Source organism: Lewinella sp. (assembly GCF_050633125.1).
Lineage (GTDB): Bacteria > Bacteroidota > Bacteroidia > Chitinophagales > Saprospiraceae > Lewinella.
This window is the reverse complement of sequence record NZ_JBOEFX010000057.1, coordinates 18,150-44,554: the sequence shown is the minus strand read 5'-3', so window position 1 is coordinate 44,554 and position 26,405 is coordinate 18,150. Positions and strand designations below refer to the sequence as shown.

Below are 26,405 nucleotides of genomic sequence, written 5' to 3'. Positions count from 1 at the left end.
ATATGGGTTTTAGGTGTTTTTAGGAGGAGCTACAACAGCTCCTCTTTTTTTGTTGTTACTTAGTACCTTTGGCGAAAAAGAATGTATATTTTATTAATATCACTTGTTGTCGGGCTTTTTGTAGCTATGCTATTCGTCAATATTTACTTTAGGGTAAAAGTGATGAAATCTTACAGGGTCCTGGTTCAAAACCGTGTTGAGTTTGGAGCTAGCCACGTTTTCAGTAATCAAAAGATGGAAGAGGAGATACTTCCTCAGTATCCCCACCTTACAACCGAAATACAGACTTTTGCTAGCCATTTGCGCTACTCCATCAAGATGGCTACCGTCCTGTTGGTACTGATCACTATGTTTGGTGCCATTCTCATGTATTACGGCCGTGGATAGCAACTAATTTTCCCTACTTTTGCAGCCACTTGTTTTCAGCCTCTTATTTGTCGTACCAAGGATAATAATCGTCTTACACCTTACATTTCTCAACAAACCAAGCAGCTGTCAGTAAGTATTTACGTTTAACTAAGGAAAGAGCATATCTCTATTACTTCAAGCAAAACTCATGTTGAAAATTGGCGTTTTGGGAACCGGGCACCTAGGAAAGATTCATTTGAAATGTATTGGCTTGGCAGCTACTACCTATGAATTGGTTGGCTTTTACGACCCCGACCCGGATGTGGCGAAACAAGTAGCCGAAACTTATCAGACCAAAGCTTTCCCGGACGTGGCGGCACTTATTGCTGCCGTAGATGTTGTAGACATCGTCACCCCTACCACTACGCACTACGCGCTGGCGAAACAAGTTATCGAGGCAGGTAAGCATCTATTTATTGAAAAGCCTATTACCCACAAACTTGACGAAGCCAAAGCCTTGGTGAATTTAGCAAAAGCACAAGGGGTAAAAATACAAGTAGGTCACGTTGAACGTTTCAACCCAGCCTTATTGGCACTGGGAGATACGCCAGTTGCTCCTATGTTTATTGAAGCTCACCGATTGGCGGTTTTCAACCCTCGTGGTACCGACGTTTCTGTAGTTCTTGATTTGATGATTCACGATTTAGACATTATCCTCAGTCTTGTAGACAGTGAGGTCGCAGAAGTTCACGCCAGTGGTGTGGCGGTTGTCAGCGAAACCGTTGATATTGCCAATGCTCGAATTGCTTTTGAGAATGGATGTATTGCCAACCTAACGGCTAGCAGGATCTCTCTAAAGCAAATGCGTAAAGTCCGTTTTTTCCAAAAAGACGCTTATATCAGTTTAGACTTACTGGAAAAGCAAGCGCAACTGATTCGTCTTTATGACGACCAAGAAACGGTGCCTGAAAGTGGGCAACAATTTGAACTGCAGACCAATAGCGGACAAAAAACGATACACATGGATATGCCGGACATTGAGCCCGTCAACTCCATTAGGTTAGAACTGGAAACTTTTGCCGAAAGTATTCTCAACGATTCACGTCCCAAAGTGAGTGGAGAAGATGGCTACCGTGCTTTAGCCTTAGCTTATCAAATCACAGCAGCCATCGAAGAAAGCTTGCAAAAAAATGCGCTTAACTAATTACTGATTATGAAAAACATTTGGAAACTACTTGGGCTTCTCTCCCTTGTTTTTAGTCTTACAACTTGTGACCTGATCAACCCTGAGGAGGAAGTTCCCGCCTACCTTGAAATCAACGATTTCTCCCTGACGACCCAACCAGGTGCCCAAGGCTCCGATGATGAATTAATTACCGAGGTATGGGTCTTTGTGGACGGCACCTTCCTCGGAATGTATGACCTTCCGGCCCTCGTTCCTGTGCTCAAAGCAGGCCCAACCGAAATCCGACTAGAAGCAGGCATCAGGGACAATGGCATTGCTTCCTTTCCTGATATTTATCCCTTTTATGAACCTTACAAGGTAACGCTTGATCTCAAAGCCAATGAGACGGCCGTAATCAACCCTTCCACCAGCTACCTCAGCGAGGCCAAATTTGCCTTCATCGAAGATTTTGAAGATAATCGCCCTCGCGTATTTACGGAACTTGTTGCTGGAAATACCGAGTTGGAAAGAACTCAGGACGATGTATTTGAAGGCAATTATTCTGGCCGTTTTGCCCTTTCCCGCGAATACAGCCCGGTAGTCGAGATTGCCACATCCAGCCTATTTAGCGGCTTGCAGGAAGGAGGCGTGTATGTATACCTGGAGGTTAACTATAAATCCGATGCTCCTGTAGTTTGGGGTTTTGTCGGTGACCCTGATCCGATTGCCGGACCTCTGCGTTTTTATGACCCTGGTTTTTCTGCAAAAAACGAGTGGAACAAGATTTATTTCAACCTGAGTCAGCTTTTATTTAATACAGAATTTGATGAATACCAGGTTGGTTTCCAAGCTTTCTTACTGGAGGAAAGTCCAGATTCTTCTACGATTCTATTAGACAACATTAAACTTGTGCATTTTTAACCCAAGAAGGTGAGTTTGGCTTCCGCCACACCCCACAGCGTACGATATGAATAGACAGCGTACAATAGACACTTTTATTTACCGCATAGCCGACTACTTAACCGCGTTGCTAGCCTGGGCTTGCTTTTTCTTTTATCGGAAACAGTTAGAAGGTGTTCATCTGGGCTGGGAGGTTTTGAATGACCAAAATTTTATTCTTGGCTGCCTGCTGATTCCACTAGGTTGGATCTCCTTTTATGCCATCTTTGATCAATATCAGGATGTTTATCGCCTTTCCAGATTGGCAACACTAGCCAGAACGCTTTTCCTCAGTTTTTTCGGGGTTCTTTTTCTCTTTTTCACCTTAATTCTGGACGATTTTGTCACTAACTATAAAACCTATTATTCCTCTTTCCTGACCTTGTTTTTTCTTCATTTCACCTTCACTGCTGTAGTGAGAATGGTGCTACTCACCCGTGCCAGTTGGAAATTAAAGGCAGGCAAAGTCAAGTTCAACACGCTTATCATAGGAGGTAACCAGAATGCAGTAGAACTCTATCAGGAAATCATCAACCAAGAGAAAAGCCTCGGATATCATTTTGTGGGCTTCATTGATGCTAACGGAAACAGCACCAACGAACTGGCCGAGAACCTGACTGCGCTGGGCAAAATCGAAGACCTGGCTGCGGTTATTCAAGAATACACCATCGAAGAAGTCATCATCGCCATTGAGACCTCGGAGCACAACCGGCTTCGGGAAATGATGAATATCCTCTTTGACCTGGATCGCAACATTCTGGTGAAGATTATCCCTGACATGTATGACATATTATTGGGCACAGTGAAAATGAACCATGTTTACGGTGCAGTGCTCATTGAGATAAGTAGGGAACTCATGCCCCGATGGCAACGACTCATCAAACGAGGCATTGACATTTGTGCTTCTGCTGTGATGTTGGTACTCTTAGCACCGGTTTACGCTTATGTAGCCCTCCGGGTTAAGGTATCTTCAAAAGGCCCTATCATTTATCAACAAGAAAGAATAGGGCTCAACAAGCAGCCTTTCATGATCTACAAGTTCCGGTCTATGCCAACGGATGCGGAATATCAGGGCCCACAACTGAGTTTTGATGGCGATAATCGCTGTACTCCTTGGGGAGCAGTTATGCGCAAGTGGAGATTAGATGAACTACCCCAATTCTGGAATGTACTCAAAGGAGATATGTCGCTGGTAGGCCCGAGACCCGAACGCCAGTATTATATAGACCTCATCGTAGCCAAAGCGCCACATTACAAGCATTTGCTGAAAGTTAGGCCAGGCATCACCTCCTGGGGGCAAGTCAAATACGGCTACGCCAGTAATGTAGATCAAATGGTTCAACGACTAAAATTTGATATCCTCTATATCGAAAATATGTCGCTGGCGCTCGATTTTAAGATTATGTTCTACACCCTTCTTGTGCTCTTACAAGGAAAAGGGAAATAGTTTTCCAAAAAATGCTTTTCTTGGGTTTAGTATTACGTACAAACCAAACTAGCACCCTTCATGCTACCTATTCAAAAGCGACTAAGTAATTTTTTCTACGGTATCCTTAGCCTACCCTCCACCGCACTGGGCTTTGCCCTATCGGTACAGATATCGGCATTGAGCTGGCTACTGAGCACCAAGTATGAACTGGCCATTGATGAAATTGGATTGGTATGGGCAGCAGGGCCTATAGCCGGTATTTTTGGCCAAATCATTTTTGGAGTGCTCAGCGATCGGGTATGGTTTTGGGGTGGCCGGCGACGACCATTTATAGTCATTGGAGGAATACTAGCAGCCTTGAGTTTATTGGCGCTTCCCAATCTGGAGATTATTTCCAGCAGCCTTGGTTTAGAAGGTATTCTAGGGGTAGCTATTGCGGTTGCGCTCGCGTTAGACCTGTCTATTAATGTGGGCTTCAACCCTACCCGTTCTATCATTGCCGATGTTACACCGGAGGGTGCCGAACGCACCAAAGGATTCACTTATATGCAAACCATATCGGGCACCTTCGGGATGATGGCTTATGTCATTGGTGCTGTTTTAGACAAATACTGGTTGATCTATATTGGCGCAGGCCTGGTGTTATTGTTTACTGTAATTCCTCCCTTTTTCATTGAGGAGCCTCGTGATTTTGAGGAAGAAGCCGATAAAGAAGAAAGCGGTGGCTGGTTGGAAAGCTTGATGGCTATTCGCCCCTTGTGGGGCTTCCTTATCTATGCATTGTATCGCATTCCTGTCCGAATTTTTGAGTGGGAAATCAATAATTATTACGTAGAATACTTGTGTGTTGGTCTTACCGCTTTTCTGGTTATTCAAACCTTGTCGCAAAAAGAGGAAGGTAAGCCGTTGGCGGTTGCCAGCCGGATTGGTTTTCAAAAAATATTGGCCGCCCACAGCTTTACATGGATTGGTGTTCAAACCATGTTTATCTATATGTTTGCCTTCTTGCAATACCGCTTACCAGATTTAGACAACGATGGCGTTGGGCGAGTAATTGACATTTCTTTTCTGGTACTCAATGGCATCGCTGCATTCCTCCCTGCCTTCCTGCTGGAGCCTTTAACTCGGAAAATTGGTCGTGTTCGTACTCATCTTATTTGTGTTGGAATCATGACGATTGGTTACCTGGGGTTATGGCTGATAGGCACTAGCGCCAACATGATTTACCTTCTGATGGTCGTCATCGGTATTGGTTGGGCAGCGACTATTAGCCTGGTCTTTGCGATCATGTCGCAAAAGGTGGAAGCTAAAAAAATGGGTCTCTACATGGGGCTATTCAACCTCTCGGTGGTCTTGCCACAATTGGTGGCCAGCCTCGGCATCGGTGAATTCCTCAAAGAAGCCGACGACAAAAGTCTAACCTTCCTTATTTGTGCCGTATGCCTTGGCGTGAGTACCCTGGCCTGGAGTTTGGTAAAAGAAAACGAGGAAGAGGTGGCTGAAATTTGAACCACCAAAGAGCACCAAGATTTTTGAACCAAAAAAGAGATTATAAGGACATTTAAGAAGCACCAATGGGGTTTTAAAACAATGCGCCACCGTATCTCAACAGATACAGCAGCGCATTATAAACTCCATAGCGTTGGCTTTCAGGCTTTCCCTATCGGAGAATAGAGAAACTGATTATTTCTCCAAAGTCATATCCAGCATCAAGTCAATCTCGAAATCGAGGCCAAAGACGGGATCAGAACCTGATTCCTTGACATTGGCTACCAAATCGATTTGGGTATCAGGAGAGTAGCTGGTATCAAACTCGATAGTTTCCACGTCGTTTTCATCACCAGCATCAATATCACTCATGGTTAAGCGACCATCTACAACGGTATATGTACCGCTGCCAATACCGCCGGTGACTTCTTCCGTTTCTGTTTCACCATCTACAGTGGTGGTCAGGGTATAATCTCCGGTAGAAGTCCAGTTTCCTGTAGCATCAAATGTAACAGTGACAGTACTATTGCTAATGGTAGATACAGACTTCGTAGTTTCGAAGACTCCGGCAAAGCCAATCCCTACATCGGCATCAGCATCGTAGGCGGTAAGGTTCCAGGTGCCTACAATAGCCTCATCGTCTAATTTTACTTCCGGGTCGTCCTTATCACAAGAAGAGAAAGAAAAAAGGCCGACCATCAAGAGCGCATAAAATGAAAATTTCATAAAAAAGGATTTTTTGTAAAGTGTAAGATTGTTTACCCTTGATTGTGTCTAATTTAAAAAGGTAATCATCAGAGGTGAAAATTCTTTTAAAAAAATCAATCCTTTCTTTTCTACAGCTTCTCATAAATAGCCAAAAGCTTCTTTTCTTCCTCTTCCCAAGTCAGGTATTTTGCTGCCTGTAGGTTGTTTTTCTGAAGCAGAGCGTAGCGATCAGGGTTGTTGAAAAGCGTTTGGATCGCAGTGGCAATGGTATTGACTTCCAAATCAGAGAGTAATTCGAAAGTATCGTACTGATCGTGCAGAGCGCGGTATTCCGGAAAGTCCATGTGTAAAGCTGGGACGCCCGACTGGATATAGTCGAAGGTTTTGTTGGCCAGAGAATAGTAATAACTCAAACCGGTATTCTCGAGTAGATTGAGGCCTAACCAAGCTTTCTCGGTAAGCGCGGGAAGCCCTGCGGGAAGCACAAAGCCGAGAAAATGGACGCGGTCTTCGAGTTGATGATCAATGACCAACTGGTGAAGTTTTTGCTCTAAGTCACCAGAACCAGCAATGTGGAGAACGAGCATTGAAGGTAGTTGTTTCATCGCCAAGATGGCCGCTTCGAGGCCACGACCTTCATTGAGCATCCCTTGGTAGAAAATGATTTTTTCATCAGGAACAACCTCTATACTCGGGGCGGCTTGGCGATAAGGTACATTGCGTACTACTGCAAAAGGGGTTCCGTAACGTTCCGTCATTAATTCGGCCAGTGCTGGCGCAACAGTATAGGCATATTTGAGAGAAGGGATGATCCAATCCCCCAAAGCAGACCAAAGTCGCTGTACCTTGGGGCGGCGAACGACTTCTGGGACTTCTGTAAAATATTCGTGCGCATCGTAGACGCAAACAGGGCCCTTGAGGCGACTGATAAGGTAAGCGGGTAGCAACGTGTCAAGGTCGACGGCATTGATAATCGCTGCCTTTTGCCGGTAGAGGTAATACAGTAAGCGGAGATTGTACTCGAGATAAAACAGCTTGCCGGCATGAAACCGACAACGCAGGCGATGCTGCTGAAAAGAATGATTCACCAATGGGCGGGAATGGGGCAAGAGCCTCCCCACCAGTGTGACCTGGTGCCCCGCAGCTTGCAGTGTACTGCAGATACGGATCATGCGCTGATCCTGACTGAGGTCATTGGTGACGGTACAAATTATACTGGACATAGGGCGAAGATACATTGGCGGGGGATTTGAACGACCAAAGGCGCTGTTTTTTTTACCACATAAGACACAGAGACGTTTTTTAAACAAAATCGACCTCAGCAAAGCCAAACTATACGACTATGTGGTGAAACTAATCTAGACACCTTTTACCACATAGGGATGTTTTTTTTGAACTATAGAAGGACATAGAAGAGATTATAAGGGACTGGCCCAACAGAGCAAATTCGTGGATTTGCCCGACATATGGGGTCTGCCTCATAAGATACAATCTACGACGAACGAGTTCCTGTCGGGTAAAAAGGCTAATTCATGAATTTGCCTTTTTACCCGATAGGCAGCAACCAAGAAGGGGGTGTTTTTGTTGTAATGGTCTGGTGCCAAAAAGGGGGTGCTCGCGCAAGCTGCCTGGAAGGCCCGCGCGAAGCGAGGGGACCGTAGGACGGAACGAAGTGAACCCTGGAAGAGAGCGACCCCAAAGGGGATGCGCCCAAATAAAAATAACCCGCGAAATAACGGTAGTGATGATAGGATGGAGATTTAAGCATTTTGTGCCCGGTGAGGAAGAAGGGAGCCTTTTTGATCAGTTGCTGAAGCTGTTTCAGGAGCTGATTGTGTATACCTCTGGGGATGTGGCCGAGTCGCTATCGTGGCTGACGCAACTGGATAAAGAGCATAACCTGACCAATGAAGACTACGGGATGGCGGACTTTATTCAGGACCTGATAGACAAGGGGTATATTCAACCACAGGATTCGCAGAACCCTAATTTTGTGCCTTCTGCAAAGTTGGAACTGGAGCTAAGAAAGAAAGCACTGACCGATATTTTTGGCGACATAAAAAAGACTAAACGCGGCAACCACAATACCCGCTATGGCGGTGGTGGTGACGAGCCTACCTCGGAGTTGCGGCCTTACGAATTTGGCGATCCGCTGGATCAAATAGCCATTAGTGAGAGCCTACGCAATGCACACATCAACCACGGCATTGATGATTTCAGGCTGACCAACGACGACTTGGAGGTGCGGGAAACCCACTACCAAAGCCAGATGAGTACCGTGTTGATGATTGATATTTCGCACTCGATGATTCTGTACGGTGAAGACCGGATAACACCCGCCAAGAAGGTAGCCATGGCGCTGAGTGAATACATTACGACACGGTTTCCGAAGGACACGCTAGACATTATCGTGTTTGGTAACGATGCGTGGCCGATTGAGATCAAAGACCTCCCCTATTTGCAGGTAGGCCCTTACCATACCAATACCGTTGCTGGCCTAGAGCTGGCTATGGACATCCTCCGTCGCCGACGCAACCCCAACAAGCAGGTGTTTATGATCACGGACGGGAAGCCGACCTGTCTGAAGCGTGGAAAGAAGTACTACCAAAACAGTTTTGGGCTGGATCGTAAAATTGTAAACCGGACGCTGAACCTGGCTGCTCGCTTGCGCAAAGTGAATGTGCCTGTGACTACCTTTATGATTGCTCGCGACCCCTATCTGGTGGAATTTGTGGAGCAGTTTACGAAAGCCAACAACGGCAAAGCATTCTATAGTAGCCTGAAAGGGTTGGGCGAATTTATCTTCCGGGATTACAAGAACAACAAGAAGAAGCGGTAGCCCGTTTACTTAGACATTGGGTTGTTGAATAACCCGACCGGAAAATCTGTAAGAATTGAAATACGTACTATTTACACTGCTGCTGCTCACCCTGGGTAGCTCGACCAATACACTGTGGGCCCAAAATCGCCTAAACGCTGAAGACACTAAGTATGTTAGCGCCGTAGAAGATACGCTGGGCTTGCTGGCTTATGCGTTTGTGAATGACTCGCTGGAAGAAAATCGTTTTCTGGCCGTGCGGGCTTTTATTCCAACATTGGTAAAGGCGCTAAAAAAGCCGGGGAGCTTCTCCTACCCTTTTGATCAGCTCAACAGCGTGTCTATCCAATATCCGGCGGATAGTACTTTCCGGATTTTTACTTGGCAACTCTACGTCGATAAAGATACTTACCGCTACTTTGGTGCAATACAGATGAACAGCGACGAGCTGAAGCTCTTTCCCTTGGTAGACCGCTCTTTTGAGATGGAAGAAGAGCTAGACGCTGCGGCCTTGAGTGCCGATCGCTGGTACGGCACTGTTTATTACAATTTGCACACAGTTGCTTATGGCGACCAAACTTACCATTTGCTTTTCGGGTATGATGGCTATGAGTTTTTCCGCAAACGGAAGGTTGTAGACGTCTTGCGGTTTGTAGATGGGAAGCCTGTATTTGGTGCTCCCGTGTTTGTAAAACAAGAGAGCGACGGCAGCTTTACGCAAAAGAACAGGCTGTTGCTAGAGTACTCGGCTGCTGCCAGTGTACGATGTAACTACGATCCGGCATTGGACTTGCTGATGTTTGATCACCTGACCATGATTGGCGGAGAATACGGGGAAGGCCCGGTACAAATTCCTGACGGTACTTATGAGGCTTATCGCCTAAACAATGGCAAATGGGAATACGTAGAAAAAGTATTTGATCAAATTCTCGACGAAGCTCCTCGTCCGAGTCCAGTATTAAATGGCCGCTCCGGCAAGGATTTGATTGGGAATGGGGGGAGGTAAGGGGTTAGGTGGTTGATGGTTGATAAAAACCTTTACACTTACCTAACTTTTACACCTTCTAAAACGCCGACAAACTGGGCGAACTCTTGGGCGTGCTTTTTCATTACGATCAAGGTGTCTTCGTGGGTGACCTCGCCGGCAGTGTTCATCAGTTGGGCGATACTAGAAATAGGGAGCTGGTTGGGCATGGTTGTTGCCCCTAAATAATGGAGGACTCCTGCCAAGTGACTCATTCCTCGCAAATTACCCGCACGGCCGGTGGATACACCTACCAAGGCAGCTTTTTTGCCTTTGAAATTGCGGGCATAATTTCGGACAGAGCAAGCATCAATAAATAATTTCAAGACACCAGGGAAGCTGCCATTGTACTCCGGACTGATAAAGACGAAACCATCAGCAGGCAGGATATATTCGTCTTGAATTTTAGTCAAATCTGGATGTTGCCCCCCTTCTTCATACATTGCTGAAGACAACCAAGTTTGAGGAATATCTTCCAACGCAAGGAAACTAACTTCCTCTTTTCCTATCAATTCAGATAAAAATTCGTAATATTTATGGGCAAAGGCTCTACACCTGCTACCTTTACGATTTGTTCCGGAGATGACCGTAATCATTAACTTTGCTTGAATTTATTATATACCCTTTACGATGTAATTTTACTGCGTGTCGGGTAAAGCTTAACATAGGTGAAAGCAAAAGGTTGTATTTTCACCTTGTAAACTCAGGAACCTAAATCTACAAAAAACCTTCTCGATAATGAAAGTAACCTACTACGGGCACGCTTGTGTAGCCATTGAGACCAAAGGAAAAACTATACTATTTGACCCTTTCATTTCTCCCAATGAAAAAGCAGCTCATATTAATGTGGATGATATTCATGCAGATTTCATTTTACTGACCCACGCGCACATCGACCATGTTGCTGACACAAGAGCTATTGCGGCCCGTTGTGGTAGTAAGGTGATCAGTAATTATGAGATCGCTATGCATTATGGAGTCAAAGGCATTGCCCATCACCCTATGAATCATGGCGGCAAAGCCAGCTTTGAATTTGGTACAGCCAAGTATGTTAATGCGGTGCATACCAGCAGTTTCCAGGATGGTTCTTACGGCGGGCAGCCAGGAGGCTTTGTCGTATGGAATGAAGAGGGCTGCTTCTATAATGCCGGGGATACTGCACTAACGATGGACATGAAATTGATCCCGATGACTTGCCCAAAGTTAGATTTTGCGTTATTTCCAATTGGTGATAATTTCACCATGGGATACGAAGATGCTGTACTGGCAGCCGAGTTTGCGCAAGTCGATAAAGTCATTGGAATTCACTACGATACCTTCGGATATATTGAAATCGACACCGTTGCAGCAAAAAAGGCTTTTGCAGATAGCGGAAAAGAGTTAATTTTGCTGTCGATTGGAGAGAGCATTGATATCTAACCTCGTTTTTTCCAGTTTCTAAACAGCTTACAGGATACCTTTAAAATACTTATTTAATCTCCATTTCGCTTTATGGGAAAAGTCATTGCTATTGCCAATCAGAAAGGAGGAGTCGGTAAAACGACTACTGCTATTAACCTTGCTGCCAGTCTGGCAATCTTGGAAAAGAAGGTACTCCTCATTGATGCGGACCCGCAGGCCAACGCTTCTTCGGGTGTGGGTGCTTTGGAAGAAGATGTAGACACCTCGCTTTACGACTGTCTCATCAATAATCTAGAGCCGCACGACGCCATTTACGAAACAGACACTCCTAACCTGCACCTGATGCCATCGCACATCAATCTCGTGGGTGCAGAGCTGGAGTTGGCCGGCTACGAGGATCGTTCGTTTGTACTCAAAGGTGTTGTAGACAAAGTGAAGGACGATTATGATTATGTATTCATTGATTGTCTGCCTTCTTTGGGTATCGTTACTATCAACGCACTTACTGCTGCTGACTCTGTTTTGGTGCCTGTGCAGTGTGAGTTTTTCGCACTGGAAGGGCTTTCAAAGCTACAAAACAGCATTAATCTGGTGAAGGAAAACTTCAATCCGGATATACAGCTGGAAGGTATTCTCATGAGTATGTACGATAGCCGCTTGCGGCTGGCTAACTTGGTAGTAGACAAGGTAAAAGAAATTTTTGGAGAACAGGTATATGATACCATCATCCACCGTAATGCCCGTATTGGCGAAGCTCCTAATATGCACATGCCCATCGTACTTATCAATGCCAGTAGCCGTGGTGCGGTCAACTTTTTGAATTTGGCCCAAGAATTTTTACGTAAGAATAATGATGTGTTGGTGTAGGTTCTCTCTTCATTATTCCTTTGATTTAACATGAATAAACAGGTAAGCCCTATAGTATGGCAAAGAAATTAGGATCAAAAGCTTCGAAACAACAATTAGGATCAGGTATTGACGCTCTCTTTGGAGGAGGAGGTACCAGCCGTGCTAGAAAGGCGGAAGTAGATAAAGCTATTGCAGAAAACCCCGCAGAAGTGGTACGGGAGCTGGCCAAGAAATTTGCATTGATTCCTCTTGCTCACATTGAACGCAACCCGGATCAGCCTCGCTACGAGTTTGATGAAGAAGCACTAGGTGAATTATCTGACAGTATAAAAATCCATGGTATCATCCAGCCGCTTACGGTACGTTACCTGGAACCTAAGCGCTATCAGATCATTTCTGGAGAACGCCGTTGGAGAGCATCAAAGTTGGCGGGCCTAGAGGAAGTACCTGCCTACATTCGCGTTGCCAATGACCAGACGCTACTGGAGATGGCTATCATCGAAAACATCCAACGGGAAGACCTTAACCCCTTGGAAATCGCCAACTCTTACAACCGCCTGAAGCAGGAATGTGAGCTTACTGACGAGCTCCTTGCCGAACGCGTGGGTAAGAAAAGAACGACCATCACTAATTATCTGCGACTCCTCAATTTGCACATCAGCGTACAGGACTCACTCCGTAAGGAGCAGGTTTCCATGGGGCATGCAAAAGCGATTGCGGGCTTAGACATCCTTCTACAAGCCGACTTCCTTAAAGAACTGATCAATAAAAAATGGTCGGTTCGTCAAACAGAAGCACAAGTTAAGGCGTACCAAAAGCCTAAAAAGGCCGTTAAGAAAGCAGAAGTAAAGGTTGCCAATAAGCACCAGGCAGAATACGATAAGATTCTGCAAGACTTCAAAGCCTTTTTTGGTAGTGGTAAAATAAAAATCCAGCTAGAGGACAAAGAAACGGGCAAAGGGCATGTCGTTATTCCTTTTGACGACCATGACCAGCTGACGGATTTATTTAAGTGTGTAGAGCAGTAAGCTTACCCCAATCAGGTATCGCGCAAAGCCGCAGAGCCCGCAGAGTTTTTTTTTACAAGTGATGACAAGTAGATACCTTTTGACCGCCGCTCATAAGGTAACCGTTATTGAATAATTTCAGCGCAGTAGAATATGCCACATTGGAAAAAATATTGCTGGGTGCTCCTTTGTCTTCTGGGGCAACAGTTTTCCGGTTTGTCGCAAGAAGTGGATAGTTTACCAACTGCTAACCAAGGCCTTGCAAAGGAAGTGGATCTGGCATTGACCATCCAGGAGCCAAGAACCTATGTACCGCGTACTGCGTTGATGTGGTCGATAGTACCTGGCGGTGGGCAGATTTATAATCGCCGTTGGTGGAAGGTGCCGCTGGTATTTAGTGCCTTCTCCGGTGTTTTTGCAGTACTAGATTTTAACCAAAGCAACTACCAGCGTTTCAGAGATGCCTATCAATTGGAACTCGCTGGCGAGGAACATGAATTCTCTAGTCGGGGCTATGATGCCAGCAGGTTGCTGGTATTCAGAGATAATTTTAACAAATCCCGGCAGACCAATTATTTTATGCTTTTGGCCGTTTATCTACTTCAGGGGGTCGAAGCCTATGTGGACACCCACTTGCGCAATTTTGACATGGATGAGGATTTGAGCCAATGGCAAGTGATGCCGGTGATCATTCCAGGAGGCGTAGGGCAAAGCCCAAATGTGGTACTCCAAGTCCAATATTCTTTCTGATTATTCGTTTTCGTTCGAGTTCGTGCTGTTCCTTAATAGTGCATTGTTAACTTAAACACCCCAAAAAATGGCGCGCTTACCACTTCTCTTACTGACTTTTTTATTAGGTTTTTCTTCCCTGTTGGCACAACGCTATTCAGGCATTGGTGTTAACCTTTTTCCTAATTATTCTCATCGACGTATTGTTAATTTGGACCTCAACATGATAGGCCAGGCTGATTCATTGGAAACTAGTGAATTTGCCCGCCCATCCTACGCCGGAGGAATTGTACTAAGCTACAGAGGCAAAAAAGCCGGCGTGCAAGTAGGCTTAAACTACAGTCAAACCGGCTACCGCGGTAAACGAACGCCTATAGCATTCAACGACCCCAATCGAGCCAATTTCGACGATGAACAATACAGCTTCCGTGCTCAAAATATTGAGATTCCTTTCTCCGTCCTATTCTATCAAAACCTTTCCGAAAAAGACGACTTCTTCTTTTCACTAGGCAGTGGACTCAGCTACAACCTCAGCAATCAGGACATCATCACCCGTTTCAATGGAGAATCTAGTGCAAGAGAAGTCAATACTATTGACAGCGACGATTTCCGCAAGGTCAACTACTGCTTTCAAACCTCTATGGGCTGGGAGCATAAACTCTCACAGAATATGTTGTTCAGCATTGCCCCTACTTTTCGGCTATGGCTCGCTGGTATCTATCGAGATTCTTTGCTCAACCGAAACCTCTATCAGTTTGGCCTAAGGGCCACGGTGAGGTTTGATCGGGAATTGGAGGTTTTTTGATGGTTTTTGACAGTGTAAGAGTGTAAAGGTGTATAAGTGTAAAAGTGTAAAAAAGTTGGGTGCGCCAAATACTTCCGACTTCTCACTTCCCATCTCCGGCTTTGGAAAGGAACTGATCCCGAAACAATGCCAATACTGATAATAGGAAGGGCCGGGGATGGGGCTAGAGGGCGCCACGAGTGCCGAACCATCAAACCAACAACCATCAACTATCTAACCACTATTTCGACTTTGCTCCAACGCTTCCAGCTTGCGTTCCAGCCAGGCACGGTTGAAAATTGAGTCGGTTTGTTTCATGTCCTCTTTAATTTTGGCCAGGCGCTGGGTGGCTTGATCGATGTCCATGTAAGAATACTGCGCGCGTAACTTGGCCAAGCGGCGGGTGAGTCGAAAAAGATGGTAGTAACCGTTACGCCGCGAATCCGCCAGCAGGCGATTACGTTGGAGATATTGCCGAAAAGACTCCACCAGGGCGTGGAGTGCTTCAAATTCATCTAGTTCATAGTAAGTACGTAGCAACAGGGCCTTGGCACCAAGGTTATACCTCAGGTCACTGTATTCAACCTGTGTGAGTAACTCCAATACCTTACCAAACTCTCCTACTGCGTGGCAATAAGCTGCTTTATTAAAACGATAGGCATTTTCTGCCGAGACAGGAGCCAAAGCTTCCTTCTGCGTCTCAATAAAATGGTCTACCCATTCTAGTTCGCCTAGTCGAAGGGCAGCGGTAACTATATTTTTGTAATGCCATTCAATTAAATAACCGCCTTCATGAAGCAATTCTCGTGCTAGCTGAGCATTGTATAAGCCAAATAACTCGCGAAGAAAGGGCAATTCGTTGCGATTAATTCGCGCAATACAGAAGTTTTGCAAATAATTATAGATAGCTGTAAGCTCGTGTGTTTGAAATCTACTTTCATTTTGTTGAAAAATCACAAGGGCTGCCTGATAAGCACTCAAGGAGGGCTGATCCATCATTTGGTACAGTTGATAATACACTTGTACCGCAGGAGCTTTGCGGTATGCTTCGGGATTGAGGCGGAGCTCTTCCAAGACCCCTTCCAAGAGACGAGCGGAATAATCGCCCTGCAAAATCTGGCGGCGCATTTGCAGCTGCACCGCGTCCCGTAATTTTTCCAAAACGTAATATTGATCCAAGGCGTGCTCTTTCTCCACCAAACTCTGGTCTTGGGCACGCGGCTCCCATACCGTATAAAACTCGTTCGCTTCTTCGGCCAATGCCATTACCTGACGGTAATAATCGGTGTCTCTATGACTGGTATTATGGAGCGTTTTTTTGCTCTTTTTGAGTTGTCGTTCGTAAATGGCCCATTGCCGGCGTTCACGCAAGGCGATCAGTAACAATTGTTCCCTTTGCGGGTTCTGAGCGAGTTGCTCCTCGATTAGAAAGTTTTCACAAAGCCGCCATGCATACGTAAACAGAAGCGCTACCTTGGATTGATCAAAAGTATCCTGGGGAAAAAGCTTCTTCCAAATCAATTTCCGATCACAAAGCCGTTCAGGGAACTCGGGGAAACATTTATCTAAATAAGCTACTAATGCTTGCGTCGCTTCGTGCTTGTGGTGGTAGGGAGACAGCGAAAACTCCGTAAAGCGGGTCATCTCTTTACGTGAAAAGGTTTTTAATACATTTAGCAAATGATGATTGTGCATGTTTTTTCTCAATAAAAAAAGATCATTAAATCCTAACTATCAATTCATTACAAAAAATAAACTTCCATTTTTTATCAAAAATAGGAATACAAAATACTAAAAATTACCTTATACAAACAGCACATTTGTATTGTCACCAGTTTAAAATGATGCCAACATGAACAATATCCCACGTAACTTCTTCTTATTCTGCTGTTTGCTGATCACCCTTCAAGTGATTGCACAGCCTACAAATTGCCTTGATTTTACTGAACCAGAAATCGGCACAGTCTTCAGCCAAGAGGATGGCAATACCCCTGACGAAGTCGTCTATCAATATGATGGTGTAAACCTAAGCATAGGCTTTTTTACCGACCAGAACGGCAACACCAGCTTTGATCGAATCGAGGTGATTGATCCTTTTATCGAAGACTTCACGGCACCTTCTCTGTACATCAATTATTCCACTGCTACCTTCCAATATGCTGATCCGGTAAACACCCTTTGTTTTACAGGATTCCTCAGCGGTCATGAAATCAATTTTGGTATCAATGGTGAAGTAGGTGTCTTTGAAAGCCTCCTAGACCCTAACATTCAGGAGGAATGGCCTGATTATGATATTGTTATCACTCCCCTAGGAAACACTCCCGGAAGCTTGGTATCTGTGTGTATTTTTGGCCCAATCGAGACATTTACCATTGGTGGCATTGAATTTTTATTAGATGATGTATGTACTGATGAATTTATCGATTGCGCCTTCAACGAGCCCAATCTACAGGCTTTTTGCCAAAACAGTGGGGCTATCGGCCTTAGTCTGGACTTTGGTGCTATTATAGGTGCCAATGATTTTGTAGACGTCTATATTGGAGATGAATTCTACGGCTTCTACCCTACCGAAGCCTTTCCGCTTGTACTGGAAGATGCCATTCCTTCCGGACAACAAAACACCGTAAATGTTACCGTGTGTATAAACGACATTCCTGAATGCTGCTACACCGAGGCTATAGCACTCCCTACGTGTACCGATGAAAGCTGTATCACCTTTTCAGAGATAATACCGGGAACTACCTATGATCCTGACACAGATGTGGAACCTGGTGATGTGATTATGGAATTCCCTGGTGTAAATGTGAGCATGGGGCTCTATAGCAATGCAAATGGTGGCAGTGAGTTTGATGAAATTCGAGTTATCGAACCCTGGATTTCCAATCTCGATGCACCTTCCATGTACATTAACCTTGCCACTGCGACTTTCTCCTATGCTACACCGGTAACCTCTGTATGCTTTAATACGACTGTAAACACCTTACCCTTAAATTTTGGGATAAACGGTACCGTTAACGTTTATGACAACTGGTTAAGTCCAGAGTTGCTAACGGCGTTTTCTGACCATATTATTACTGTTACACCTCATGGGCCTAATGCCAATGGGCTGGTGAGTGTGTGTATTACAGGCCTTATTGAAAACTTCACCATCGGTGGAATTGAGCTACTGGTGGATGATGTTTGTAGCTATGATCCCATCTGTGCCATTAGTAACTTACAGGTGTTACAATACAACTGTCAGGAAGATATTCAACCTTACCGTTTCCTTCTTACGTTTGACCACAACCGAGCGCCACTAGACTCCTTCAACTTGCGTGTTGGTGGCGAATTTTATGGCCGTTACGCTTACGGCGACCTCCCTCTTAGCGAACTAGAAATAGAGGTCGACCCTGGCACAGCACTGCAATTCCTGGTTCGTGATGTAAATGCCGAAAATTGTGCCGAAGACCTTACAGTCTTAACACAAAGCTGTGAATCTGTCTGTGATGATTTTGCGGCAACGATTCTTGGTATTGAATGTGCCGGCCCGGAGGGTTATCAAATTTCGCTGGTTATCACCAGTCCTATGGTTGGCCAGTATGTAACCATGGAAGGGCTGAGTAATGGCATTATCTACGGAGGTGCTCAAACACACCCTTCTTTGGTTCAAATTGATCTATTTGGAACCCCAGACCCTGAAGGCTACATCCTCGCAGATAGTCTTAGTGGGTGTTCTACCGTCATAGGGCCACTAGATTTCAACCCGGAAGACTGCTACGAGTGTGAGCTATATGACATCGTTATTGAACCTACAGATTGTAATCCCAACAACGTTTATGGTGTGACCATTGATCTGATGAGCACCAATGAAGCAGAGCCATTGCTCGTAATTCTTGACGGTAATCAAACCTTTGGGCCTTTCTTTCCATCAGAGTTCCCCGTGACTGTAGGTACACTGGTTGGTAATCCGAATGAGGTTGTTACTGTTGAAATCATCAGTATTAATGGCCAGTGCTCATACTTTACTGAATTCATACAAAACTGTCAAAGCTGTCAAAACTTCCAGGCAGAATTCGTTAATATTGAGTGTTTTTCCGATGACTCCTTATTGGTGCAGCTATATGTTTTCGGTGTAGAAGAGGGCGAGCCATTAAGGATCACAAGTAGCGCGCATCCCGACTTCGTCTATGAAGGCCTATTCGTTTCCAACCCTGTAGAATTACTTATCCCGCTTACCAACTCCAACTCTTTATCCTTTTTCGTGCAAGCACAAGGTATTGATTGTGAGACCCAAAGCAATGACCTCCAGGTGCCCGTAAACTGTGGAGATCACTGCTCCGACTTTATCGCCGAGCCGCTGGGACTTGACTGTGACCCCAACAACTTTCTTCATCTCTCTTTTGAACTCTATGGTATTGAACCAGGGGAACCACTACGTATTACAACGGGCCCTCCCTCCAACACCTTCATCACAGAATTGACATTCTCAGGCAACCCTATTCAGGTTTCAATACCCCCTATAGCAGGGCAAGATGTGCTCACGATAGTAGTGCAAGCGCAAGGTATTGATTGTGAAACAACAATATCTCTTACCATACCAGAGGATTGCCAGGGTAACTGCAACAACTTCACCGCTGATATTCAATTTATTGAATGCTACGAAGGCGTTCCTTACACGAACTTATCAATCATCCTTACGGGGGTTGAACCAAACAGCCAAGAGGTAGTAATTCAAAACGCGAATACTGGCACCCTTCACGTCATCCAATTAACAACGAACCCCTTTGTGATTCCTTGGCCAACAGCCGATGAAGGAACGCTCCTGATCACAGAACTTGGTAACGGTTGCACAACAGAGGTAGTTTTTGATGCTCCTGAAGATTGTAACGACAGTTGTGATGGCCTCTTTGATGTCATCCAAGTTTCCTGCAGTGAAGGCAACCCCGTCTTTACCTTCACGGCACAAGGTCCATTCGGACTACCCTTCTTCGTTAGAGCAGGAGGCCAGGAATATCCCTTCGTGTACGGGCAGGACAGCTATGAATTGATTATTGATGGTAATCCTAATGCATTCACCTACGAACTCCGCTACCGCGATCAGCAGGCAGGATGTGTACAAGAAGTATTGGTAGACAACCCATGTTTCTGCTTTATAGAAGTTATCTCTGCTACCCCTACGGAATGTAATGGCGACGGGCAATTCTTTATCGACCTAACCTTCCAAGGAGGAGCAAGCTGGGGCAACGGTCTCTTCCTTGTAGAAGCAGGAGGCTACAGCCAGACCTTTGAAGAAGGCACTGTTAGTACTACTTTTGGTCCTTTCCCCAGCGGCACCGTAGATATTATCATCACAGAAATCGTTAGTGGCGACTGTGCAGAAGTAGTGGTGGTAGAGCAAATTTGTGAGCCAATAGATTGCGAAACCTCCAACCTCGTCATTGAAGGCACCAATTGTAACAACAACGGCGATTACTTCCTTCACATAGATTTCGACGCCAATATAAATGGGCCTTTTGTTGTCTTTAATGAGGCAACAGGAGAAAACCAAACTGTTACATTAGATCAGCTGCCCGTACAATTTGGGCCATACAATATCAATGAAATCCAAACGTCTCTGATTATTGTTTACCACGAAGCTATTAATAGCTGTACCATTGAAGAACTCTACGTCCACGAATGCGAATATGAATGTCCGCTACAAGAGGTCATTGTTACAACCACCGACTGTGACCCTAATGGTCTTTATCAAGTTATCGTAAATGTTGAAGCATTCGGTAACGGACCGTTTACCGTAATCAATACAGAAACAGGAGATTCATTTACCGATGTTTTCACCAATGATTTCCCGCTAACATTTGGGCCTTACAGTGCCGATGAGTACCCTGCTTCCTTAATCCAGGTTATTTATTCGAATGACATCCAGACTTGTATTCTTGGTGAGGATTACGCTATTGATTGTAGCCCCGGCGGCGAATGTGACTTCAACGATGTGTTCGCAGAAGCTTACGCCTGTGATGGCGACCAATTCATGGTAGATGTAAGCTTTAACAACCCCAACGGCGGGCCATTAGGCTTCTACATCTTCGGTGATGGTATGATCTTTGGTCCATTTGCTTATGGCGAAACGTTCTATACTTTCGGCCCGCTTGATGGCAGTGAAGAAGAACACGATATACTTCTTCTTGACATTGCTAATCCTGCTTGTTTTGGCAACTACAACCTCAACTACAGCTGCAGCGACGACTGCAATATTCAGCAGGTAATCGCTACTCCTACCGAGTGTGATGGAGAGTTATTCAACGTTGAACTAAATGTAATTGGCAATAACCTGGGAGAGACCTTTGCGGTAGTCGGAAACGGCAACAGTTATGGTGTCTTTAACTATGCTGATCTACCTATCCTTCTCGGTCCATTCGAAGGTGATGCAACGACCAGCTACGAATTCGGTGTGATCGATTTACAAAACCCTGGTTGTACCAACTTCACAGAGATTGAGCCTGTCAACTGTCTACCTTGCGATATCCGTGATTTGGAGTACGAAATAGACTGTGGTAATGACACTTACTCGCTGACACTGAACTTCATCTACGAAAACCAGCAAAGCGATGGCTTCCGACTACAGATAGGTGGCGAAACCATTGAGTCTTTCGCTTACGCTGAACTACCCATCACGATCACCCTCCCCTACGCTATCAATGGAGAGACCATCCGGGTAGAAGATTTCACGAATGAGCTTTGTGGAGAAACGATCGACTTCGAGGTGCCTTGTTGTTCATTGGGCAACATCATCAACGAGCTTGAAGTAGCTGACTGTCAAGACAATGGTGAATACTACTTCACTGTAGGCAACTTCAACGGTGGCAACCTCAGCGATTCACTCGTGATCAATTACGCACCAGCGGGTAGCAGCATCATTGCTACAGAAATTGTTGCATACAGTAGCCTTCCTGTTGCTATTGGGCCTTTAGCCGGCAACGGTACAACCTCATACATCGTGGTGCTCAATGACCAAGAAAACGAGTGTGCAGCTACAACAACCATCGAACCTGTCTTCTGTGATAACGATGCCTGTGTAGAATTTGAAGGCGTAGAAGGCGTCTTTTCCCCTGCCTTTAGCTACGACTCCGGTGACGTAATTACGGTAGAAAATGATGTAATCCTGACCTATGAACGCAACCCGAGTACCAACTGTGCCTGTAACCTGTTTGTAACAGACGGTATCCCTGGGGTTAGCTTTGGGAATGGCCATATCGTAGCTACTCAGAATTCTGGCTTCGGGCTCGACTTTAGCCAGGTGAATACCACTTTCAATACCGTCAACATCGACTACTATTACAATGGTGGTGAGTTTGGTATCAGCGTGAATGGGCAAACAGCTACTATTGTAAATAACATCAACGATATTCCTTTGAATATTGCCCCAGGTGTGGAATTACAAGTAACTCCTGACGCTAATAATACTGGAACAGGTATGTTGACCTTCAGTGGAGACAACATTGAGACAATCCTCCTCTTTACGGATGACAGTGCAGGATTTGACAATGTTTGTATGAGCCTTGATGACAACGTATGGCCAGGTGATACCAACTCCGATAATATCGCCTCGCATGTCGACTTGCTAAACATTGGTCTAACTTTTGGAAATACCGGTCCTTCACGTACCGCAATGACCAGTGAATGGACAGGGCTGATCAGTCAGAACTGGGGTGAGAACTTTGCTGACGGCACCAACCACAAGCATGCTGATGCAAATGGTGACGGCATCGTCAACATGGAAGACATCGAAGTATTGGAGCAAAATTATGGCTTGGAACATGGTCCGACGACTACCTTCGAGCCCCTACCTTACACCGATCTTGACCCTCCGATTTTTGTAGACCTTGATGAGAATGATCAACTTCCGGCCAACTCCGCAGTAGAAATACCTGTAGTAGCAGGAAGCCCTGATCAAGACATCCAAGATATCTACGGACTAGCGTTCACCCTGGAGCTTGACCCAGAGGTTTTCGACATGGGCACCTTAGAAGTTATTTACCCAACCTCTTGGTTTGGGGAGCCAGGCATCAATACAGCGACCATTCATCAGGTTTACCCTGACGGCCGTGTCGAAGTAGCTATTAGCCGCACTGATCACAACAATGTCTCTGGTTTCGGCCCGATCATGTACCTGCGAATTATCATTGATGATATTGCTGGCGTAGAAGTACCAACAGAAGTAGTAGTGAAAAACCTACGTGGTCTCAACCATGAAGAAGAGCCCTTGGTATTGCGCCCTGGCACCAGCACTGCTATAGTAACGAAAACCGACCATGGTTTTGACCGAAATGCACTGATTAACTCATTTGGCATCTTCCCGAATCCAGCAACGGATTGGGTCCATTTCCAAAATCAGTACCATATGGCACCCAGCAGAATTGACATTTTCAATGCTGCGGGTCAGCATATACAAAGTATGAAAGAGCCGGGCATGCACCTGGATGTAAGCTTGCTGCCAGCAGGCGTGTATATGCTTCAGGTACATTTGGAAGGTCATATTTTTACGGAGAAACTGGTAAAACTTGATTAACTCGATGCGAATGCATCGTTGAAGAATATTCCAAAACGTAGATTAACGAGGCAGCCCTGCTTGTAGGGGCTGCCTCTTTTTTTTGCGAATTTTCTTAATTTGTTATTTCTCTTCTGATGAAATAAATTTATACACGAGTCCGGCCAGAATAGCACCCACAATAGGAGCCACCCAGAACAACCACAATTGCTCAACAGCCCATCCACCCGCAAAAATGGCTTGACTAGTGCTTCGTGCAGGGTTAACGGAAGTATTTGTGACAGGAATACTAATCAGGTGAATCAATGTCAGCCCCAAACCAATTGCAAGCCCAGCAAAACCAGGAGAAGCTTTACTATCTGTCGCACCCAGGATAATCATTAGAAACATAAAAGTCATAACAACTTCCGTGACCAATGCAGCAGTCATGCTATACCCTCCAGGCGAATGTTCTCCATAGCCGTTGGCGGCAAAACCACCTAACTCGAAGCCTGCTTTGCCTGTGGCAATCAAATAAAGAATACCTGCACCAACAACTGCGCCTAAGACTTGTGCACCAATATAAGGCATTAGGGATTTGGCTTCGAAACGGCCACCCATCCATAAACCAATAGAAACTGCGGGATTGAGGTGGCAACCAGAAATATGCCCTATCGCGTAGGCCATTGTTACGACAGTAAGACCAAAAGCCAAGCTAACACCTACAAATCCAATCCCCAACTCAGGGAATCCAGCAGCTAAAACGGCACTTCCACATCCACCTAGTACTAACCAGGCAGTACCTATAAATTCTGCGGCTAACTTTTTCATCGTATTCGTTTTGTTTTGCAAAAGATGTAAAAATCAAAATTTAACAATGAAATTAAAACGAAAAACGATACAACCAGCGAATTCGTAGAAAAAAATAGACCTAACAAAACATATCTTTATCTTTACCCATCAATCAAAACTCCCACTATTATGATAAAGAGTCTTTTAAAACTCGGCCTGCTGCTATTAGTTTGTGTACTGGGCTACAACTACTTCTTTGGTACAGAAGCAGAGAAAGAACAGTCAGAAAGAATATTCGGCAAAGTGAAGGACGTAGGCAAAGATGCCTGGGCATTGCTGAAAACAGAAAAAGAAAAATACCAAGAAGGCAAATACGATGGTGCCGTTGATAAAGTAGGCAATACGGTAGAAAGCTTGGGGGATTTATTAGGAAGCCTTAGCCGCACAGCTAAAGACCTCAATGACTCCGGTGCCCTTGATCGACTTGGAGAGCTACAAGCCAAACAAAAAGAATTGGAAAATCAGCTTGCGGGAGAAACCCCCGAAAGCTATGATGCCCAAAAGCAAGAAAGAGTAAGCGGAGAAGTACAGGATTTGCTCCGACAAACAGAAGAGTTGATGAAGGATATGGAGAAGGAGTAAACTTTGGACTCTTTTCGGATTAACCATATTGTTTATAAAAAACAAAGCTGAAATCGCAAACCAGAATCGTTCGATTTAGGCGGATTACAAAAGGTGCATCAGAAAGTAAATTTTTATTTTACAAAGGCTTTGCTATGCGACACTATGTGACAAGGCTTATTCTATTGTCTATACCTCGTTTAGTTTAGTCAATTAACAAACCTATCATAAGTTTTACCATGAAAAGAAGTCTACTACTAGCAATAGTAAGTTTTACCCTCGCTTATTCTACTACTATTTACGGCCAAGGCTGTGTAGCCATAAGAGGAAATGCTTCCTGTGGAAGCAGTCTTGGTAGTACACTGAATCTCAGTAAAGGTGAATTTAACCTGCTTTCTGGATTTAGGCACTTTAAATCGTTTCGTCATTTTAGAGGAGACGTTGAAGAAGGAGAGAGATTAGAGCAACATACAGAGGTGATTAATAAGTCTACGTTCCTAGATTTTTCACTGAACTATGGAATTTCAGACCGATTTTATGCCAATATTATTTTGCCTTTTGCCTTCCACAATCGCTCCTCTATGTACGAACATGGAGGTAATCCACCAAATGGATTAGGTGAGCGAAATGAAACCTCCTCCCAAGGGCTATCAGATATCAGACTAGGGGTTGGATATTGGTTATTTGACCCAAGCACACATAATTTCAATTACTCCATTGGTCTTGGCGTGAAGTTGCCCACCGGAAAATATGATTATACAGATACCTTTTACAACCAGGGTGAGAATAAAGATGAAGACTTGGAAAAAGTAGTTGATCAATCTATCCAGCTTGGCGACGGTGGATTAGGATTAGCCTTAGACGTTCAAGGATACCATCCAATATCTAGTCATTTTGGGATAGGCACCAACCTCTATTACTTGTTCAATTTCCAGGAAACCAACGGCGTACTTACCAGAAATGGAAACAGTGAATTTTCATGTCCCGATCAGTTTGCACTACGGATCGGAGCCTTTTACAATTCCCTGAAAGGCCTGAATTTCTATTTAGGCGGAAGAGTCGAAGGAGTACCTGCAACCGATATTTTTGGAGGCAGCGCTGGGTACCGTAGACCAGGCTATGCCGTTTCTGTAGAACCAGGTGTTGGGTATACGAAAAACAACTATTCCGTTTTCGCAAGCGTTCCCCTTGCCCTGTATCGGAACAGAATCCAAAGTTTTGAGGACAAAGAACGAACCCAGCAAACGGGTGTATACCGTCACGGAGATGCTGCATTTGCCGATTATTTAATCAACGTTGGATTTTCTTACCGATTTGGAGGCCATGGCCACATGGATATGGATTTTCCAAAATTTGAAGATGTAAAGACCAGATAGAATATTAAAACATAAGTCAGCACGGGTTTGGATTGTCATCAAAATCCGTGCTGACCAACTGCAAAACTTATCGTTAAAAACGCCCCTCCCGTGATTTCTATTAGCAAATGGATAGTTTAACGCAAGCTGCCCTGGGAGCAGCCATTGGTGAAGCTATTTTAGGCAAAAAGCTCGGAAATAAAGGCGCGGTTATCGGAGCTGTAATAGCTACGGTTCCAGACCTTGATATTGCCTTGTATTTGTTTTATGACAAATTTGAAATGCTCAGTATTCACAGAGGATACAGTCATTCTATTTTGTTCAGTATTGCCGGGGCGTTTTTAATCGCTTACCTGTTACAGCGTATCAAATGGGCAAAACAAGTGAGCTATCTAAGGCTTTGGGTATTTAGCTGGCTGGCATTATTTACCCATATGCTGCTGGA

21 protein-coding genes are annotated in these 26,405 nt (G+C 44.9%); 16 read left to right on the top strand and 5 right to left on the bottom strand.

Annotation, left to right across the window (positions count from 1 at the left end; all coding sequences use genetic code 11):
* Positions 1-81: 81 nt before the first annotated feature.
* From ACRBG0_RS13825 to ACRBG0_RS13805, 5 genes are all read left to right on the top strand, one after another.
* Entirely contained in the window at positions 82-387 is a 306-nt protein-coding gene (locus ACRBG0_RS13825; protein WP_431487461.1) for a hypothetical protein, read from the top strand.
* 169 nt (positions 388-556) lie between these two features.
* On the top strand, positions 557-1,552 hold the full coding sequence (locus ACRBG0_RS13820) for a Gfo/Idh/MocA family protein (RefSeq protein WP_431487460.1): 996 nt from the start codon (positions 557-559) through the stop codon (positions 1,550-1,552).
* A 9-nt stretch (positions 1,553-1,561) separates the two neighbouring features.
* Positions 1,562-2,434 (top strand): hypothetical protein, encoded by an 873-nt coding sequence (locus ACRBG0_RS13815; RefSeq protein ID WP_431487459.1) that lies wholly within the window; start codon positions 1,562-1,564, stop codon positions 2,432-2,434.
* Positions 2,435-2,480: 46 nt separating this feature from the next.
* A complete protein-coding gene (locus tag ACRBG0_RS13810) occupies positions 2,481-3,899 on the top strand; it encodes a sugar transferase (protein WP_431487458.1) in 1,419 nt (472 codons plus the stop codon).
* 60 nt (positions 3,900-3,959) lie between these two features.
* On the top strand, positions 3,960-5,390 hold the full coding sequence (locus tag ACRBG0_RS13805; RefSeq protein ID WP_431487457.1) for an MFS transporter: 1,431 nt from the start codon (positions 3,960-3,962) through the stop codon (positions 5,388-5,390).
* Between the two features lie 174 nt (positions 5,391-5,564).
* Here the strand turns inward: ACRBG0_RS13805 and ACRBG0_RS13800 are convergent, their stop codons facing one another.
* Together ACRBG0_RS13800 and ACRBG0_RS13795 are read right to left on the bottom strand one after the other, a co-directional pair.
* The gene (locus ACRBG0_RS13800) at positions 5,565-6,095 is read right to left on the bottom strand and encodes a hypothetical protein (RefSeq protein WP_431487456.1); all 531 of its coding nucleotides are present in this window, start codon (positions 6,093-6,095) and stop codon (positions 5,565-5,567) included.
* 110 nt (positions 6,096-6,205) lie between these two features.
* A complete protein-coding gene (locus tag ACRBG0_RS13795) occupies positions 6,206-7,300 on the bottom strand; it encodes a glycosyltransferase family 4 protein (protein WP_431487455.1) in 1,095 nt (364 codons plus the stop codon).
* A 521-nt stretch (positions 7,301-7,821) separates the two neighbouring features.
* Between ACRBG0_RS13795 and ACRBG0_RS13790 the strand changes: the two genes are divergently transcribed.
* Together ACRBG0_RS13790 and ACRBG0_RS13785 are read left to right on the top strand one after the other, a co-directional pair.
* Entirely contained in the window at positions 7,822-8,916 is a 1,095-nt protein-coding gene (locus ACRBG0_RS13790) for a vWA domain-containing protein (RefSeq protein WP_431487454.1), read from the top strand.
* A gap of 55 nt (positions 8,917-8,971) precedes the next feature.
* Complete coding sequence (locus ACRBG0_RS13785) at positions 8,972-9,901, top strand: hypothetical protein (RefSeq protein ID WP_431487453.1); 930 nt, start codon at positions 8,972-8,974, stop codon at positions 9,899-9,901.
* A 38-nt stretch (positions 9,902-9,939) separates the two neighbouring features.
* Here ACRBG0_RS13785 and ACRBG0_RS13780 read toward each other — a convergent pair whose 3' ends face one another.
* Entirely contained in the window at positions 9,940-10,515 is a 576-nt protein-coding gene (locus ACRBG0_RS13780; RefSeq protein ID WP_431487452.1) for an NADPH-dependent FMN reductase, read from the bottom strand.
* Between the two features lie 142 nt (positions 10,516-10,657).
* Between ACRBG0_RS13780 and ACRBG0_RS13775 the strand changes: the two genes are divergently transcribed.
* The 5 genes from ACRBG0_RS13775 (at position 10,658) to ACRBG0_RS13755 (ending at position 14,710) form a co-directional block, all read left to right on the top strand.
* The gene (locus ACRBG0_RS13775; RefSeq protein ID WP_431487451.1) at positions 10,658-11,338 is read left to right on the top strand and encodes a metal-dependent hydrolase; all 681 of its coding nucleotides are present in this window, start codon (positions 10,658-10,660) and stop codon (positions 11,336-11,338) included.
* 72 nt (positions 11,339-11,410) lie between these two features.
* Positions 11,411-12,187, top strand: coding sequence for a ParA family protein (locus tag ACRBG0_RS13770; RefSeq protein ID WP_020534133.1), 777 nt, complete (start codon positions 11,411-11,413; stop codon positions 12,185-12,187).
* Positions 12,188-12,243: 56 nt separating this feature from the next.
* Positions 12,244-13,197 (top strand): ParB/RepB/Spo0J family partition protein, encoded by a 954-nt coding sequence (locus ACRBG0_RS13765; RefSeq protein ID WP_431487450.1) that lies wholly within the window; start codon positions 12,244-12,246, stop codon positions 13,195-13,197.
* A gap of 132 nt (positions 13,198-13,329) precedes the next feature.
* Positions 13,330-13,926: a DUF5683 domain-containing protein gene (locus ACRBG0_RS13760; RefSeq protein ID WP_431487449.1), complete on the top strand. Its 597-nt coding sequence runs from the start codon at positions 13,330-13,332 to the stop codon at positions 13,924-13,926.
* A 67-nt stretch (positions 13,927-13,993) separates the two neighbouring features.
* On the top strand, positions 13,994-14,710 hold the full coding sequence (locus tag ACRBG0_RS13755; RefSeq protein WP_431487448.1) for an outer membrane beta-barrel protein: 717 nt from the start codon (positions 13,994-13,996) through the stop codon (positions 14,708-14,710).
* 213 nt (positions 14,711-14,923) lie between these two features.
* Here the strand turns inward: ACRBG0_RS13755 and ACRBG0_RS13750 are convergent, their stop codons facing one another.
* Positions 14,924-16,384 carry a hypothetical protein gene (locus ACRBG0_RS13750; RefSeq protein WP_431487447.1) on the bottom strand — a complete coding sequence of 487 codons (1,461 nt, stop codon included), beginning with the start codon at positions 16,382-16,384 and terminating at the stop codon, positions 14,924-14,926.
* 157 nt (positions 16,385-16,541) lie between these two features.
* Here ACRBG0_RS13750 and ACRBG0_RS13745 point away from each other — a divergent pair, with 157 nt between their 5' ends.
* Positions 16,542-23,234 carry a T9SS type A sorting domain-containing protein gene (locus ACRBG0_RS13745; RefSeq protein WP_431487446.1) on the top strand — a complete coding sequence of 2,231 codons (6,693 nt, stop codon included), beginning with the start codon at positions 16,542-16,544 and terminating at the stop codon, positions 23,232-23,234.
* Positions 23,235-23,336: 102 nt separating this feature from the next.
* Here the strand turns inward: ACRBG0_RS13745 and aqpZ are convergent, their stop codons facing one another.
* Positions 23,337-24,023: an aquaporin Z gene (aqpZ, locus tag ACRBG0_RS13740; protein WP_431487445.1), complete on the bottom strand. Its 687-nt coding sequence runs from the start codon at positions 24,021-24,023 to the stop codon at positions 23,337-23,339.
* Between the two features lie 150 nt (positions 24,024-24,173).
* On the opposite strand from aqpZ, the gene ACRBG0_RS13735 reads away from it, so the two are divergent.
* From ACRBG0_RS13735 to ACRBG0_RS13725, 3 genes are all read left to right on the top strand, one after another.
* Entirely contained in the window at positions 24,174-24,626 is a 453-nt protein-coding gene (locus tag ACRBG0_RS13735) for a hypothetical protein (RefSeq protein ID WP_431487444.1), read from the top strand.
* A 218-nt stretch (positions 24,627-24,844) separates the two neighbouring features.
* The gene (locus ACRBG0_RS13730) at positions 24,845-25,981 is read left to right on the top strand and encodes a transporter (RefSeq protein ID WP_431487443.1); all 1,137 of its coding nucleotides are present in this window, start codon (positions 24,845-24,847) and stop codon (positions 25,979-25,981) included.
* A gap of 107 nt (positions 25,982-26,088) precedes the next feature.
* Positions 26,089-26,405: metal-dependent hydrolase (locus tag ACRBG0_RS13725; protein WP_431487442.1), on the top strand; the 317-nt coding region annotated here is incomplete at its 3' end.